We start from the raw sequence: 15,707 nt of genomic DNA on the forward strand, positions 1-15,707 counted from the left end.
CGGACCGGTCTTCAAAAGGTGACAAACTTGGCCTTGGTATGAGGTCGACACCGCACATCCTGGTGGTCAACGGCACCAAGGTCCGCCGCCCGGTCTTCATCCTGGGCGCTCCGCACTCCGGTGCGGAGCTGCTGGCGCGCGCGGTGAAACGCTCCCCCGGCTTCCATCTGACCACCGGCCGTCACGGCGTCCTGCGGGTCACCTACGCGTTCGCGCGGCAGCCGTCGATCGCGACCGACCGCGGGAAGGGCGCGGCGCGGGTGCTGCGGGACGCCTGCGCCGAGGCGTGGCTGGTGTCGGCCCGCGCCTGCGCGCAGTGCCCCGACGAGTGCCGCGCGCTGGCCGGCCTCCCGCCGCGGCGGCCGGGGCGGCCCGGGCCCGCCGAACGGCCCGGCGGCGAGCCGGCGGAGCCGTGCGTGGAGCCGTCCGGGATCGTCCGGTTCGCCGACGCCTCGCCCGACCTGATCTACAGCGCCGACGTCCTGCTGGACGCCTTCCCCGACGCGCAGCTCGTCCAGGTCATCCGGGACGGCCGCGACGCGGTCGCCGACATGCTCGACGACGAGCGCTGCCTGGCCTGGTTCAAGCCCGGCCTCGCGAACCTCGACACCGTCTTCCCGAACCCGTTCTTCGGCGTCGAGGACCACACCGAGCGGAGCCGGTGGCCGCGCGCCGCGCTCGCCGTCAAGTGCGCGCTGCGCTGGCGCGGGTCGGTGCGGCTCAGCGCGCGGCTGCGGCGGCAGGTCCCGGAGGAGCAGCTGTTCACCGTCCGGTACGAGGAACTGGCGGCCCGGCCGCGCCGCGTCGGCGCGGCCCTGTCGGAGTACCTGGACGCGCCGATCTCCAGGACGGCCCTGTCCGGCCTGGTCCGCCCCGGCGACGACGACGCCGGGGTCGGGTCGTGGCGGGAGCGGCTGACCCCGCGGCAGGCCGCCCAGGTCGAGAAGGTCGCCGGGACGGAGCTGCGGCGGCTCGGCTACCGCCTCGGCTCCGACCTCTGAGCCCGGACCGTCACTCGGCGCCGAGCGGCTCGGTCTGGCGCTCCTCGTCGCGCTGGTGGGAGAACTGCGTGCGGTACAGCTCGGCGTACAGGCCGCCCTGGAGCAGCAGCTCCTCGTGCCGCCCGCGCTCGGCGACCCGGCCGCCGTCGATCACCAGGATCTGGTCGGCCTCCCGGATCGTGGAGAGCCGGTGCGCGATCACCAGGGACGTCCGCCCGGCGAGGGCCGTCCGCAGCGCCCGCTGGACGGCCGCCTCGGACTCGGAGTCCAGGTGCGCGGTCGCCTCGTCCAGGACGACCACCGACGGCGCCTTCAGCAGCAGCCGCGCGATCGCGAGCCGCTGCTTCTCCCCGCCCGACAGCCGGTAGCCGCGGTCGCCGACGACGGTGTCGAGGCCCTCGGGCATCGCGGCGACGAGCCCGCCGATCTGCGCGGCCTCCAGCGCGGCGAGGATCTCGGTGTCGGTCGCCTCCGGCCGGGCGTAGCGCATGTTCTCGCGGATCGTGTCGTGGAACAGGTGCGCGTCCTGGCTGACCACGCCGATCTCGGCGCGCAGCGATTCGAGGGTGACGTCGCGGACGTCCACGCCCCCGATCCGGACCGCGCCCGCGGACACGTCGTACAGCCGCGACACCAGGTGCGTGATCGTCGACTTCCCGGCGCCGGACGGCCCGACGAGCGCGACGAGCCGCCCGGGCGCGGCGGTGAAGTCGACGTCGTGCAGGACCTCGCGGCCGCGCGCGGTGTCGGTGCGGGCGATCGACTCCAGCGACGCCAGCGACACCTCCTCCGCCGACGGGTAGGCGAACCGGACGTGGTCGAACTCGATCGACGGCGCCTTCTGTGCCTTCGACAAGGACGGGCCCTTCGACAACGACGGGGTGCCGCCGGTGGGCTTGCGGGCCTCGCCGAGGGAGCGGGCGTCGTCGCGGTCGCGGATCAGCGGCTTGAGGTCCAGGACCTCGAACACGCGGTCGAAGCTGACCAGCGCGGTCATGACGTCCACGTGGACGTTCGACAGCGCGGTGAGCGGCCCGTACATGCGGGTCAGCAGGGTGGCGAGCGCGACGAGCGTGCCGATCTCGAAGGAGCCGTCCACGACCAGGGCGCCGCCGACGCCGTAGACCATCGCGGTGGCGAGGGCCGCGACGAGCGTCAGCGCGGTGAAGAACACCCGCCCGTACATGGCCGCGACGACGCCGACGTCGCGGACGCGCGCGGCGCGCCCGCGGAAGTTCTCCTCCTCTTCGGAGGGACGCCCGTACAGCTTGGCCAGCATCGCGCCCGCGACGTTGAACCGCTCGGTCATCAGCGAGCCCATCTCGGCGTCCAGCACCATCTGCTCGCGGCTGACGCGCTGCAGGCGCTTGCCGACCCACTTGGCCGGCAGGACGAAGATCGGGAGCAGCAGCAGCGCGATCAGCGTGACCTGCCACGACAGGATCATCATGGTGACCAGCACCATGGCCAGGCTGAGCACGTTGGACACCACCGACGACAGGGTGGTGGTGATAGCGCGCTGCGCGCCGATGACGTCGTTGTTGAGGCGGCTGACGAGCGATCCGGTCTGGGCGCGCATGAAGAACGCGACGGGCTGGCGCTGGACGTGCGCGAACACCTGGCTGCGCAGGTCGTAGATGAGGCCTTCGCCGATGCGCGCCGAGTACCAGCGCTGCGCGAGGCCGAGCACGGCCTCCACCAGCGCGAGCCCGGCGACGGCGACCGCGAGCCAGATGACCAGGTCCTGCCGTCCCGGCAGGATGCCGCGGTCGATGATCGCCTTCAGCAGCAGCGGATTGGCGACGACGATCAGCGCGGCGAAGGAGTTCAGGGTGAGGAACAGCACCAGTTCGCGGACGTAGGGCCGCGCGTAGCCCGCGATCCGCCCGACCGTGCCGGGCTTGAGCTTCTGCTGGGTGACGGAGCCGTCCTTGCGGAACGAGGCCATCACCTGCCAGCCGTTGCCCGGCATTCCCATCGAGCACCTCCGAGATCCGCCCGTACGCGATCAAGCCTTTGTAATCAAGTAAGCATCGCAGCGTCCGGTGGCCACAACGCGCGTCCGGACGGCGACCTTCCCGCGTCCGCTCACGGCGTAACCGCCCGTGACGCGGCCGGCGCCGCAACGGTGACGCCTTGGGGACGGCCGGATGCGGGCAGAACAGCTTATGGACTTCACCGCCGCGCTGCGGGTTAATGATCTTTACGTTTTTTCTGGCTCACACCCCCAGGAGCCCCTGTGAACCATCGCCTCCCGCTCGGCGGCACCGGCGTGATCACCTTCACGGCCGCGATGCTCGCCCTCACCGCGCTCCCCGCGGGGGCGGCCGGACCCGCCACGTCCGCGACGCCCGCATCCGCTCCCGCGGCGAAGATCTCGGTGCAGAACGGCGAGACCCAGCCGATCTACTCCCGCGCCGACGCCGTCACCCAGACCGTGGACATCGAGACGACCGTCGACAGCGACCGCGACGGTGTCCGCGACCGCGTCCGGATGCGGATCATGCGCCCGAAGGAGACCGACACGGCCGGGCTCAAGGTCCCGACGATCATGGAGGCCAGCCCGTACTGGGCCGGCACCCACGACATCCCGATGCACCCGGTCGACATCGACGACGCCCGCAGGAAGGGCCTCGCCGCCCCGTTCCGCGGCCTCGCCGAGATCTTCCCCGGCTACTACGACAACTACTTCCTGCCCCGCGGCTACGCCATCGCGAACCTGGACAGCATCGGGACCGGGGGCTCCACCGGGTGCCCGACGTCCGGCGACCGGGCCGAGCAGGCGGGCGCCAGGGCCGCCGTGGACTGGCTGAACGGCCGCGCCCGCGGCTGGGCGCCGGACGGCTCCCCGGTGAAGGCGTCCTGGTCCACCGGCAACGTCGGCATGATCGGCCAGTCCTACAACGGGACGCTGCCGAACATGGCCGCCGCGACCGGCGTCGAGGGCCTGAAGGCCATCGTCCCGATCGCCGGCATCTCCAACTGGTACGACTACTACCGCGCGAACGGCGGCGTCGTCGCTCCCGGCACCTTCCAGGGCGAGGACCTCGACATCCTGGCCAAGGTCGTGCTGACCCGGCAGAACCCCGAGGTCTGCGCCAAGGTCATCGAGGACCTCACCGCGACGCAGGACCGCGAGACCGGCGACTACAGCAAGGTGTGGGCGCAGCGCGACTACCTCGACCAGGCGCGGAAGGTGCGCGCCGCCGTCATGGTCGTGCACGGGCTCAACGACTGGAACGTCAAGGTCAAGAACTCCGTGCAGTGGTGGAACGCCCTGAAGAAGGCGGGCGTGCCGCGCAAGCTGTGGCTGCACCAGGCCAACCACGCGACGCCGTTCCGCTGGCGCGTCGAGGAGTGGCTGCGGCAGACGCACCACTGGTTCGACCGCTACCTGTACGGCATCAAGAACGGCATCGAGCGCGAGCCGCGGGTGGACGTCGAGCGCGCGGACGGCACGTGGGAGACGGCGCGGGACTGGCCCCTGCCCGGCACCCGCACCGTCCCGCTCAGCCTGAACGCCGCGCGGTCGGGGCAGGACGGGCAGCCGGGGACCCTCGGCCTGTGGCCGCGGCCCGGCAGGACGCAGACGTTCGTCGACGCGGGCAGGACCCGCACCGCCGAGCAGCTCCTCGTCAACGAGAACGAGGCGGACCCGAACCGGCTCGCCTACCTGACGGGGCCGCTGCCCGAGCCCGTCCGGGTGAACGGCACCCCGTCCCTGTCCGTGCAGGCCGCGCTCGACGGGCGGTCCCCGTACCTGACGGCGCTGCTGGTCGACTACGGCACCGACGCCCGCCCGACGGGCGCGCGGGTCAGCACCGGTGAGCAGGTCTGCTTCGGGCAGACCGTCGAAGGCGACGTCGGCTGCACGATCCGGCAGGCGCTGAAGACGGAGACGGCCCCCTACAAGGTCATCACGCGCGGGTGGCTGGACGTGCGGAACCGGCACAGCGTCAGCCGCACCGAGCCGATCAAGCCCGGCAAGACCTACACGTTCCGGTGGGACCTCGAACCCACCGACTACGTGGTGAAGCCCGGCCACCGGCTCGGCGTGGTCCTGCTGTCCACCGACTACGACTACACGCTGCGCTACCCGGTCGGCACCGAGGTCGGCGTGCGGCCCGGCGTCAGCAAGATCATGCTTCCGCTGGCGCGCGGCGGGCACGAGTCCCTCCAGTAACAAGAGACCCTCCGGTGACACCGGAGGGACGCGGCACCGCCTGAAACGGACCGGCGGGCCGGGGGCACCACACCCCGGCCCGCCGGTCCGTTCATGTCCAGGGGGCGGCGGTCACCTGGCGGAGAGGTCGCGGAGGCGGCCGATCTGCTCGCGGCGCTCGGCGGCGCTCTGCTGTTCGAGGGTGTTGCCGGCGGCCTGCCGCAGCAGCCGCTTCGTCGCGGCGGAGGCGCCCGCGTCGACGGCGAGCAGCGCGCCCACCAGGTCGCGGACGGCGGCGTCGAGGCCGTCGCGCGGGACGAGGGTCTCCGCGAGCCCGATCCGGGCGGCCTCGTCGGCGGGCACGGTCCGGGCGGTGAGGCACAGCTCCAGGGCGCGCCCGATGCCGGCGATCTCCACCAGCGGCTTGGTGCCGGTCAGGTCGGGCACGAGCCCGAGCGCGGGCTCCTTCATGCAGAACTTCGCGTCGTCGGCGACCACGCGGATGTCGCAGGACAGCGCCAGTTGGAACCCGGCGCCGATGGCGTGGCCGTGGACGGCCGCGACCGTGACGAGGTCGGGGCGACGCAGCCAGGTGTAGCCCTCCTGGAGCTCGGCGATGAAGCGGTCGGCGGCCTCGGGATCGGAGCCGTCGGGCAGGCCGCCGCCTTCCCCGGAGAACATGCCGAGGTCGATGCCCGCGGAGAACGACGGGCCCGCGCCCCGCAGGACGACCACGCGCACCTCGGCGGGCAAGGAGCGCCCGATGGCGGCGAGGCCGCGCCATGTCGCGAAGGTCATGGCGTTCCGGCGCTCGGGCCGGTTGAGTGTGACGGTGGCGACGGGGCCGTCCACGTCCAGGAGGAGCCCCGCCTCCTCGAGACCCGGCACCGGAACGCCGGTTTCGGGCGGGATCTCGACCGTTTCCGGTCGGCCGTTCGTGCTCGCGTCCCCCATGCGTCTTTCCTCTCGATGAGCGTGCGGGGCCCGCCCCGCCGTCCACGGGGCGGGCCCGGAAACCCGTCCGCCGCCGCGACCGAACCCTACTCGGTGGGCCGCGGCGACGGTTCGGGCCGTGCGCTCATCCGGGGGCGGTGTCCGGTCAGGACTTCTTTCCCCGGGTCGCGCCGCCGCGACCGCGCAGGTTGACGCCGGACTCGGTCAGAATCCGGTGGATGAAACCGTAGGAGCGGCCGGTGGCGGCTGCCAGGGCGCGGATGCTCTCGCCGGAGTCGTACCTCTTCTTCAGGTCCGCCGCCAGCTTGTCGCGCTCGGCACCGGTCACGCGGGTGCCCTTCTTAAGGGTCTCGGCCACGAGTACCTCCCGTAGTGATGTGGTGACCGCTGCGTTATCCCCCGCCATGATCAGTCATTCCCGGCTGTTCGGCTACCCACTCGGCCAGAAAAGATCTGTGGAAGTCACTCCGCAGGTCACGCGAGCGCCACCAGATCGGCAAAGTCGTCACTCCAGATGTCTTCCACCCCATCCGGCAGCAAAATCACTCTTTCCGGCGCGAGCGCGTCCACCGCGCCCTCGTCGTGGGTGACCAGGACGATGGCGCCGGTGAACGTGCGCAGGGCCCCGAGGATCTCCGCGCGGCTGGCCGGGTCGAGGTTGTTGGTGGGCTCGTCCAGCAGCAGGACGTTCGCGCTGGACACCACCAGCATCGCCAGCGCCAGCCGGGTCTTCTCGCCGCCGGACAGGACGCCCGCGGGCTTGTCGACGTCGTCGCCGGAGAACAGGAACGAGCCGAGGATCTTGCGGACCTCGACGGGCGCCATGCCGGGCGCGGCCGACTGCATGTTCTCCAGGACGGACCGGTCGACGTCCAGGGTCTCGTGCTCCTGGGCGTAGTAGCCGATCCGCAGGCCGTGGCCGGGGACCACCGTGCCGGTGTCGGGCGCGTCGACGCCCGCCAGCAGGCGCAGCAGCGTGGTCTTGCCCGCGCCGTTCAGGCCGAGGACGACGACGCGGCTGCCCCGGTCGATGGCGAGGTCCACGTCAGTGAATATCTCCAAAGATCCGTACGATTTCGACAAACCCTCCGCGGTGAGCGGGGTCTTGCCGCACGGGGCCGGGTCCGGGAAGCGGATCTTGGCGACCTTGTCGGCCTGCCGCTCGCCCTCCACGCCCGCGAGGAGCTGCCTGGCGCGCCGGTCCATCTGCTGGGCCGCCTTGGCCTTGGTGGCCTTGGCGCGCATCTTGTCGGCCTGCGACAGCAGCGCGGACGCCTGCCGCTGCGCGTTCGCCGACTCGCGCTTGCGGCGCCGCTCGTCGGTCTCCCGCTGGTCGAGGTACTTCTTCCAGCCGACGTTGTAGATGTCGATCACGCAGCGGTTGGCGTCGAGGTGGAACACCCGGTTGACGACCGCGTCCAGCAGCTCCACGTCGTGGCTGATCACGACGAGGCCGCCCTGGTGGGACCTCAGGAAGTCGCGGAGCCAGACGATCGAGTCGGCGTCGAGGTGGTTGGTGGGCTCGTCCAGCAGGAGGGTGTCGGCGCCGGAGAACAGGATGCGGGCCAGCTCCACGCGGCGCCGCTGGCCGCCGGAAAGCGTCCCGAGCGGCTGGGCCATCACCCGGTCGGGCAGGCCGAGGCTGGAGGCGATCGACGCCGCCTCCGCCTCCGCCGCGTACCCGCCGAGCACGTGCAGCCGCTCCTCGAGGCGCCCGTACCTGCGGACGGCCTTGTCGCGCTCGGCGCCCGTCGCCGCCGCCATCGCGTCCTCGGCGGCGCGCAGCTCGCGGATCACCTCGTCCAGGCCGCGGGCCGACAGGATGCGGTCGCGGGCCAGCTCGCCGAGGTCGACGTCGCGGGGATCCTGCGGCAGGTAGCCGATGGTGCCGGAGGACGTCACCGCGCCCTGCGCGGGCAGCGCGTCCCCGGCCAGCACCTTGGTGAGGGTGGTCTTGCCCGCGCCGTTGCGCCCGACGAACCCGACCCGGTCGCCGGGGTTCACCCGGAACGTGGCGGCCTCGATCAGCAGGCGGGACCCGGCGCGCAGCTCGATGTCTTTCGCGATGATCACAGTGACAGGGCTCCCCTGACGGACGGCTCGGTGGACAGGCACGAAGAAGCGCGCCTCTCAGCCGGCGTTGCGACTGGGGCGCGCTCGAGGCGGCCTGTCAGTTCGGGAGCGGAACCATCCGTCAAGTGTACGTGACCCGAGGCCGGCACTGGTCATGCCGATCGGGGTGCGTGCGATGTGTGAACGGCGCGCGCGGGGCCAGGATGAGGACACGGGCGTGCGGCGGAGAGCACAGGGGGACCCGGGGTCCCGCCACGAAGGAGTGTGAGACGTATGACCAAGGTCACCGGCAATTCACCCGAGGGCACGCCGACCTGGCTCGACATCGGCGTCCCCGACCTCGACCGGGCCAAGGCGTTCTACGGGGCGCTGTTCGGCTGGGACTTCGAGGACGCGGGCCCCGAGGCGGGGCACTACCACACGTGCATGCTGCGCGGCGAGCCCGTCGCGGGGATGATGCTGAACCCCGAGGAAGAGCCCGACGTGTACTGGTGGAGCGTCTACTTCGCCACCGACGACTGCGACGGCTCGGTGAAGCGCGCCACGGACGCGGGCGGGGAGGTCGTCGTCCCGGCCATGGACGTCATGGACATGGGCCGCATGGCGATCATCAGGGACCCGCGGGGCGGCCAGTTCGGACTGTGGCAGGGCCGCAGCCACACGGGCTCCAGGATCGTGAACGAGCACGGGTCGTTCGTCTGGAACGACCTGTTCGTCCCCGGCGACGCCGGGGACGCCCGCGAGTTCTACAAGGCGCTGTTCGGCTACCAGGTCGAGCCGATGCAGGGCGCCGAGGGCCTGGACTACACCACCGTCGCCCGCCCGGACGGGCGGTTCATGGGCGGCGTGCTCGGCGGGGAGGGCCTCGTCCTCGGCGGCGGCTCGGAGGAGGTCGCGTCGTGGCTCACCTACTTCGCGGTCGACGACGCCGACGCGGCGGTCCGGCAGGTCCGGGACGGCGGCGGCACGGTCGACGAGGAGCCGGCCGACACCCCGTACGGGCGGATCGCGACCGTCCGCGACCCGTTCGGCGTGCCGTTCCGCGTGATGAAGCCCGCGCCCGACCCTGAGTCGTGAGAGGAAGGCCGGGGCCTGGACGCCGTCCAGGCCCCGGCCCGCTCCGGCCCGGTCAGCCGCCGCGCTCGGCGGACAGGCGCTGGGTGATGGTGCGCTGGAGCCGCTGCAGCCCGGTCGTGCCGACCAGCCCGATCTGCCCTTCGAGGTCGCGCAGCAGGACGTCCTCCTTCATCACGACCTCGGACGACTGCATCAGCACGGTGCCCTGCCCGGTGAAGTCGAACTGGTGCTCCTCGCCGGACTGCCCGCCGATCCCGAACGCCATCCGCGCGGCGCCGAACGCCCCGCGCATGTACGAGTGGTCGTAGTGGTGGCAGGGGGACGGGCAGTCGGCCCAGCCGAGCAGCGCCTGCGGGTCGACCCTGATCGGCGGCTCGACGAAGTGGACGGGCCCGTTGGAGGCCGCCACGAACCGTCCCGTCCCGATCAGCGTCAGGAACCCGGGGATGATCGACTGCTTGAGCTCCAGGCCCGGCTCGAACGCCAGGAGGTTCCCGGCGCGGACGGTGAGGTTCCCGTCCTCCAGGTCGAAGGAGTTGACGTCGAACCCGCGGTCGGCGAGGACGAGCTTGCCCTGCCCCTGCGCGACGATCCAGTCCTGCGCGTACAGCGGCGAGTTGAAGGTGTGCGCGACGAGCGAGTCGAGCGGGCCCGCCGACAGCGCCTCGAACCTGATCTGCCCGTAGTAGGCGATCATCTTGCCCTTCTGCGCGAACCACTGCCCGTTGAGGTCGACGCTGAAGGCGTAGGGGTTGACGTTGTCGTTGGACGGGAGCGTGACCGGGTTCCAGGTCTGCGTCTGCGTGCCGTACGTGCTCACGGTCAGATCTTCCTCTCGCTGGCCTGGACGTAGACGACGCCGAGCCCGCTCAGTTCGAGCTGGAACGCCTCACCGGAGCCGCGTCCGACCAGGTCGCGCAGCCCCACCGCCGTGGTGAGCTTGTTCTGCACCTGGCCGCGGTGCGCCACGTACGCCTGCGGGTCGACGTGCACGGGGCGGTTCTGGCTGATCGGCAGCTCCATCACCCCGCCGTGCGACAGCACCGCGCACGAGCCGTGGCCCGTGAGCGTCGAGGTGAACAGGCCCTGCCCGGTGACGGCGCCGCGGACGATGCCGCGCACGCCGCCCTGCTCGCCCATGAACATCGTCCCGACCTGCAATGACGCGTCGTGCACGAGCAGCCGGTCGGCCTCCACGTAGAGGGTGTCGGCGCCTTGCAGGTCGATGACGGTGACGTGCAGGCCGCCGTGCCCGAACAGGACGCTGCCCTGCCCGGTGACGTGCATCATCGCGCTGCGCTCGCCGGCGACGGCGCGCCCGATGGTGCCGCCGATGCCCTGCCCGGCCGTCGCGCTCGGCGCGAACGACACCGGGCCGGTGTAGGCGAGCATCGCGCCGCGCTTGCTGTAGACCTCCTGGCCCGGCCCGACCGGCACCTGGAGCATCTTGGAGTTGATCGACTGGTATCCGGGCATCAGACCTCCAAGATCCCGCCGCGCTCGGACGGCTGGACGTACACCAGGCCGTGCCCCTGGTACCGGAACTGCACGCTCTCCCCCGATCCCTGGCCGATCACCGTCCGCCAGTTGACGTCGGTGACCACGTCCTGCTGGAGCTGCCCGTGGTGGCAGACGTAGGCGTGCGGGTCGACGCACAGCGGCGTCTGGGGCGTCACCTCCAGCACGATCGCGGGCCCCTGGGACAGGATCGCGACCGTCCCGTGCCCCTCCACCTTGGTGGTGGCGAGCCCCTGCCCGGTGCCCATCCCGCGCAGCCCGACGAAGTGGACGCCGGTCTGCAGGTTCCCGTCGAGGGCGAGGAGGCTCTCCGACTCGACGTACAGGGTGTCGCCGGTCAGCGGGACGAGGGTCACCTCCGTCGCCTCGCTCGCCAGGTACACCGTGCCCTGGCCGCTGATCTCCATGAGGGTCATGCCCTCGCCGGCGATCCGGCGTTTCAGCGCGCCCCGCAGGCCCTCGCCGCCCGTCATGCCCTGGCGTTTGAACGACATCTGGCCCTCGTAGGCGACCATGGATCCGTTCAGCGCCCTGATGGTCTCGCCGCCGAGGTCGACGGCGAGCATCTTGGAGCCGTTCATTCGAAATTGCGCCACGAAGCGAGAACATACAACTGTTAAGGCCCAGGGTGTGGGTGGCGCCTCGCACAATCGAGGGGCACGGCGCGTTGACGGTTCGCCTCGCTCGCGGATCGGGAAGGATGAGGACCATGTGGATCGCTCCCGAACGCCGCAGTCTCGGCAGGTGGGCCGTGCCCGGGGTCGTCCTGGGCGCCGGCGTGGTGGTCGCGGCCGTGCTGGCCGCCGACGGGCGGTCGGGGACGGCCCTCGTCGCGCTCGCCGCGCTGGCCGGCTACGCCGCCTACCTCGCCTACCGGCGCAACGAGCCGACGCTGCCGATCAGCGAGGGCTTCGGCTCCGGCACCCGCGCCCGCGCGCACCTGCGGGCCGCGGCGATGACCGGCGACGTGCTGACGGTCGCGGTGGTCGGGGGGCTGATCGTCCAGGCGCTGCGCGGCGCCGACATCACCGCCTACGTCTGGCTCGCCGCCGTCGCCGGGGTGACCTACCTGCTGTCGGCGCTCGCCGGTGGCCGCGGCCTCTGAACTGCGAATGTTGGGTTAACTTCGGCTGACACATCTAGTTTCGGCGCGAAGTAGGGCGACATGATGCGGTTGTGTCCGCAGTCGATGCACTTGACGCCCTCCTCCCCGCCCGGGCGGTGTTCCATCCGGTCGTCGACCTCGGCACCGGTACCGTCGTCGCGGTGGAGGCGCACGCCCCGCCGGCCGGTTCCTCCGGCCCCCTGCGTCCCGATCCGGCGGCCGAGGACGTGCGCCGCGCGATCGAGGCCGCCCGCGCCGCCACCGGGCTCGGCACGCCGCTGCCGCTGCAGATCGGCCTGCGCACCGAGACCCTCGCCCGCGGCGACGACCTCCTCGCCGAACTTCACCGCGGGCTCGGCGACACCGGGCGCCGCCCGCAGGAGATCATCATCTGCGTGTCGGGCGGGTTCCCGCCCGCGGCGCGCCCGCCCGTCACCGCCGCGCTGTCCGGGCTGCGCCGGACCGGCTACCTCGTCGGCCTCGCCGGTCTCGGCGCCGCCCACGCGCCGCTGGACCTGCTCGTGGACGGCGCGTCCTACCTGCTGAAACTCGACCCCGAGCTGGCGCGCCGGTCGGTGTCGGAGCCGCGCCGCGCGGCGCTGGTGGGGAGCCTGGTCGAGCTGGCGCACCGCCTGGAGACGCACGTCCTGGCGCCGCAGATGGCGACCCGGGAACAGGTGCTGCACATGCGCGACGCGGGGGTTCGGCTCGTCCAGGGGCCCGCGCTGGCGCCGCCGGAGTGGCGGCCGGGGATGCCGGTCCACATCCCGGTCGCCGCCGCCGAGGAGTCCGCCCGTCCGGACCCCGGCCTCGGGCTCGGGCCGCGGGTCTCGGAGTTCACGCTCCCCGCGGTGACGCTGCCGCACACGGCGACCGCGGGCGAGGTGCTCAACGCGCTGAACGCCGAGAGCGGCATCACCAGCATCATCCTGGTCGACGAACGGCAGCGGCCCCGCTGCACCGTGGACCGGACGCGTTTCCTGCTGCGGCTGTCCGGCGCGTACGGGCACGCGCTGCACGCCCGCCGTCCGGCCGCGCGGCTCGCCGACCCGCCCCGGCCCGTGCCGCGCACCGTCCCGGCGGTCGCGGCGCTGCGGGCCGCCGGGCGGGAGGACGAGCGCGTCTACGACGACCTGGTCGTGGTGGACGAGGTCGGCCGCTGCCTCGGCATCGTCCGCGTCGCCGACCTGATCCGCAGCCTGTCGCGCTGAGATCGCCGCTGCCGGGTCAGAACGCCCCGGGTGATCCTTTATGAGGATCGGTCGCGGAACGCCCGGAGGCGGCCGTCTCCTGGGCCAGGATGGCCGCCTGGACTCGGCTGGCCAGCCCCAGCTTCCCGAGGATGCGGCTGACGTGGGTCTTGGTGGTCGTCTCCGCCATGTCCAGCCGGGCCGCGATCTGCCCGTTCGACAGCCCCTCCCCCAGGCACGCGAACACCTCCCGCTCCCGCGGCGTCAGCTCCGCGAGCCCCGGCGCGGCCTTCTCCGTCGCCGGGCGGGCGGCGAACGCGCCGATCAGCCGCCGGGTGACCTGCGGCGCGATGATCCCCTCGCCGGCCGCGACCGTCCGCACCGCGTCGACCAGCTTGTCGGCGTCGACGTCCTTGAGGAGGAACCCGGCCGCGCCCGCCCGGAGCGCGCCGAACACGTACTCGTCCATGTCGAACGTGGTCAGCACCAGCACGTCCGCGATGCCCGCGATCTCCCGGGTGGCGCCGATGCCGTCCAGCCGGGGCATGCGGACGTCCATGAGGACCACGTCCGGGCGCAGCTCCCGGGCCAGCTCCACCGCCTGGACCCCGTCGGCCGCCTCGCCGACCACCCGGATCCCGGGCGCCGCGCCCAGGATCAGCACCAGCCCCGCCCGCACCGCCGCCTGATCGTCGGCGACCAGGACCTCGATCATGACGTCTCCGTGAACTGCTGGTCGAGCGGCAGCTCGGCGTGCACGCGCCATCGCCCGCCGTCGGGTCCCGCGTCGAAGTCTCCGGCGAGCATCACCGCGCGCTCGCGCATCCCCACCAGGCCGCTGCCCGTGCCCGGCAGCCGCGCCGCGTCCGTGCCGAGCGGGCTCAGCACGTCGATCACCACGCTCCGCCGCGTGTACTCGACGCGGACGTCGGCGCTGCCGGGGCCGGCGTGCTTCAGCGCGTTCGTCAGCGCCTCCTGCACGATCCGGTACGCGGCCAGCTCCACCGCGGCGGGCAGCTCCGGCGGCTCCCCGGCGACCTCCAGCCGCGCCGACAGGTCGGACCGCGCCGTCTGCCGCACGAGCCGTCCGAGCTCGGCCAGCCGCGGCCGCGCCGCGGGGTCCACCTCGCCGCCGTCCCCGTCGCGCAGCAGCCCGATCATCCGGCGCATCTCCGCGAGGCCCTGGACGCTGTTCTCCCGGATGACCTCCATGGCCCGCTCGATCCCCTCCCGGTCGAGGTTCGGCACCTTCAGCACGGCCGAGGAGTGCAGCGCCACGGCGCTCAGATGGTTGGCGATCACATCGTGCAGCTCGCGGGCCATCCGCGCCCGCTCGGCGGTCACGGCGGCCCGCCGGTCCAGCTCCGCGAGCCGCGCCACCTGCTCGGCCCGCTGCCGCTCCGCCTCCGCCCGGAACCGGTGCTCCCGGACCGCCATCGCCGTCAGCACCGGCGCGACCCACACCACCCCGGCGACCGACCCGCTCACCACGCCGAGGGCGAGGTCGCCCATCCCGATCCCGGCGGCGGCCGCGACGGCCAGCGACGCCACCAGGGTCGTGCCGAGCAGCCACTCCGCCGTCCGGCGCCGCCCGTAGAGGCTCGCCGCGTACAGCGCGTCACCGTAGATCATCGCGGTGGCGAGGCTCGGCCCCATCACCACGTCGGCGGCGTTGAACGGCGTCGCCACCGCCAGCGCGGTCAGCGGCGCCGTCCGCCGCATCAGCAGCGCCGACGACAGCCCGAGCAGCGGGACGAGCCGCACCCACGCCGACGGGTCCCAGTCCTCCGACCACGTCGAGTAGCCGTGCACCGAGAGCAGCAGCAGCCCGCCCGCGAGCGCCGCCGCGGCGACGAGCGCGTCCTTGCGGGTGGTGAGCCTGTGCACCCGTCCATCTCAGCATCCCCGCGGGCGTGCGTCGTCCACCGCCCCGACGAGCCCGCGTACATCCTTCGGACGACCCCCGGAACCCCATCCGGGACGACGATCGCGGCCCCTCCGGCAGGGACGATGGAAGCGTCGAGAAAGGACTCCACGTGCTCATCGCGATCATTGCCGCCTGCGAGATCGGCTTCTGGGTCGTCCTCGCCGCCGGTCTCGTCGCCCGCTACGTCCTGCGCCTGCGCCGGACCGGCGCGGCGCTCCTGGTGTGCGTCCCCCTGGTCGACGTGGTGCTGCTGACGGCCACCGCGATCGACCTCCAGGGCGGCGGGACGGCGGGCTTCACCCACGGCCTCGCCGCCGCCTACATCGGGTACTCGATCGCGTTCGGGCACAGCATGGTCCGCTGGGCCGACGAGCGGTTCGCGCACCGCTTCGCCGGCGGCCCGCCGCCCCGCGGCAAGCCCAAGTACGGCGGGGCCCGCGTCCGCTACGAGTGGCGCGAGTTCGGGAAGGCGGCCATCGCCACCGCCATCGCGTGCGCCATCCTCCTCACGCTGATCGTCTGGGTCGGCGACGCCGGCCGCACCGAAGCCCTGCAGGGCTGGCTGTTCCGACTGGGCGTGGTCCTGGCGGTCTGGTCGATCTGGCCGATCAGCCACACGCTCTCGCCCGCCAAGCCCAAGGGCCCCGGCCCGAAGGCGCCCGCCGAGCACGCGCCCCCGCGGTGACGAGCGGGGTGGAGG

The 15,707-nt window shown here is 72.7% G+C and carries 15 protein-coding genes; 6 read left to right on the forward strand and 9 right to left on the reverse strand.

The annotated features are described in order from the left end of the window. The first annotated feature begins 38 nt into the window (after positions 1-38). The gene (locus tag E1264_RS17255; protein ID WP_132174640.1) at positions 39-1,001 is read left to right on the forward strand and encodes a sulfotransferase; all 963 of its coding nucleotides are present in this window, start codon (positions 39-41) and stop codon (positions 999-1,001) included. Positions 1,002-1,011: 10 nt separating this feature from the next. Here E1264_RS17255 and E1264_RS17260 read toward each other — a convergent pair whose 3' ends face one another. After that, positions 1,012-2,979 (reverse strand): ABC transporter ATP-binding protein, encoded by a 1,968-nt coding sequence (locus E1264_RS17260; protein WP_165964217.1) that lies wholly within the window; start codon positions 2,977-2,979, stop codon positions 1,012-1,014. Between the two features lie 261 nt (positions 2,980-3,240). On the opposite strand from E1264_RS17260, the gene E1264_RS17265 reads away from it, so the two are divergent. Next, positions 3,241-5,184, forward strand: coding sequence for a Xaa-Pro dipeptidyl-peptidase (locus E1264_RS17265; RefSeq protein ID WP_243710983.1), 1,944 nt, complete (start codon positions 3,241-3,243; stop codon positions 5,182-5,184). A 111-nt stretch (positions 5,185-5,295) separates the two neighbouring features. Here the strand turns inward: E1264_RS17265 and E1264_RS17270 are convergent, their stop codons facing one another. The 3 genes from E1264_RS17270 to E1264_RS17280 form a co-directional block, all read right to left on the reverse strand. Then, the gene (locus E1264_RS17270; protein WP_132174642.1) at positions 5,296-6,117 is read right to left on the reverse strand and encodes an enoyl-CoA hydratase/isomerase family protein; all 822 of its coding nucleotides are present in this window, start codon (positions 6,115-6,117) and stop codon (positions 5,296-5,298) included. A gap of 145 nt (positions 6,118-6,262) precedes the next feature. Beyond that, the gene (locus E1264_RS17275; RefSeq protein WP_021596738.1) at positions 6,263-6,475 is read right to left on the reverse strand and encodes a helix-turn-helix domain-containing protein; all 213 of its coding nucleotides are present in this window, start codon (positions 6,473-6,475) and stop codon (positions 6,263-6,265) included. Positions 6,476-6,591: 116 nt separating this feature from the next. After that, positions 6,592-8,190: an ABC-F family ATP-binding cassette domain-containing protein gene (locus tag E1264_RS17280; RefSeq protein WP_132174644.1), complete on the reverse strand. Its 1,599-nt coding sequence runs from the start codon at positions 8,188-8,190 to the stop codon at positions 6,592-6,594. Positions 8,191-8,463: 273 nt separating this feature from the next. Here E1264_RS17280 and E1264_RS17285 point away from each other — a divergent pair, with 273 nt between their 5' ends. Further along, the gene (locus E1264_RS17285; RefSeq protein ID WP_132174646.1) at positions 8,464-9,267 is read left to right on the forward strand and encodes a VOC family protein; all 804 of its coding nucleotides are present in this window, start codon (positions 8,464-8,466) and stop codon (positions 9,265-9,267) included. Between the two features lie 52 nt (positions 9,268-9,319). On the opposite strand, the gene E1264_RS17290 is transcribed toward E1264_RS17285, so the two are convergent. The 3 genes from E1264_RS17290 to E1264_RS17300 are packed head-to-tail and all read right to left on the reverse strand — an operon-like array spanning position 9,320 to position 11,381. Beyond that, positions 9,320-10,087, reverse strand: coding sequence for an AIM24 family protein (locus E1264_RS17290; protein ID WP_132174648.1), 768 nt, complete (start codon positions 10,085-10,087; stop codon positions 9,320-9,322). Between the two features lie 2 nt (positions 10,088-10,089). Beyond that, positions 10,090-10,743 carry an AIM24 family protein gene (locus E1264_RS17295; RefSeq protein WP_132174650.1) on the reverse strand — a complete coding sequence of 218 codons (654 nt, stop codon included), beginning with the start codon at positions 10,741-10,743 and terminating at the stop codon, positions 10,090-10,092. Further along, positions 10,743-11,381, reverse strand: coding sequence for an AIM24 family protein (locus E1264_RS17300; protein ID WP_243710984.1), 639 nt, complete (start codon positions 11,379-11,381; stop codon positions 10,743-10,745). The genes E1264_RS17295 and E1264_RS17300 overlap by 1 nt, the downstream gene beginning before the upstream one ends. Before the next feature lie 113 nt (positions 11,382-11,494). Between E1264_RS17300 and E1264_RS17305 the strand changes: the two genes are divergently transcribed. Together E1264_RS17305 and E1264_RS17310 are read left to right on the forward strand one after the other, a co-directional pair. Continuing rightward, a complete protein-coding gene (locus E1264_RS17305; protein ID WP_132174652.1) occupies positions 11,495-11,890 on the forward strand; it encodes an ABC transporter permease in 396 nt (131 codons plus the stop codon). 71 nt (positions 11,891-11,961) lie between these two features. After that, positions 11,962-13,101, forward strand: a complete 1,140-nt coding sequence (locus E1264_RS17310) for an EAL domain-containing protein (protein WP_243710985.1) — start codon at positions 11,962-11,964, stop codon at positions 13,099-13,101. Between the two features lie 16 nt (positions 13,102-13,117). On the opposite strand, the gene E1264_RS17315 is transcribed toward E1264_RS17310, so the two are convergent. Both E1264_RS17315 and E1264_RS17320 read right to left on the reverse strand, forming a co-directional pair. Further along, entirely contained in the window at positions 13,118-13,795 is a 678-nt protein-coding gene (locus E1264_RS17315) for a response regulator transcription factor (RefSeq protein ID WP_132174654.1), read from the reverse strand. Continuing rightward, positions 13,792-14,967, reverse strand: coding sequence for a histidine kinase (locus E1264_RS17320; protein ID WP_132174656.1), 1,176 nt, complete (start codon positions 14,965-14,967; stop codon positions 13,792-13,794). Before E1264_RS17320 ends, E1264_RS17315 begins: the two co-directional genes overlap by 4 nt. A gap of 149 nt (positions 14,968-15,116) precedes the next feature. On the opposite strand from E1264_RS17320, the gene E1264_RS17325 reads away from it, so the two are divergent. Further along, positions 15,117-15,692 (forward strand): hypothetical protein, encoded by a 576-nt coding sequence (locus E1264_RS17325; RefSeq protein ID WP_132174658.1) that lies wholly within the window; start codon positions 15,117-15,119, stop codon positions 15,690-15,692. The last annotated feature ends 15 nt before the right edge of the window (positions 15,693-15,707 follow it).

Origin of the sequence: Actinomadura sp. KC216 (assembly GCF_004348535.1) — a bacterium.
Taxonomy (GTDB): Bacteria; Actinomycetota; Actinomycetes; order Streptosporangiales; family Streptosporangiaceae; genus Spirillospora.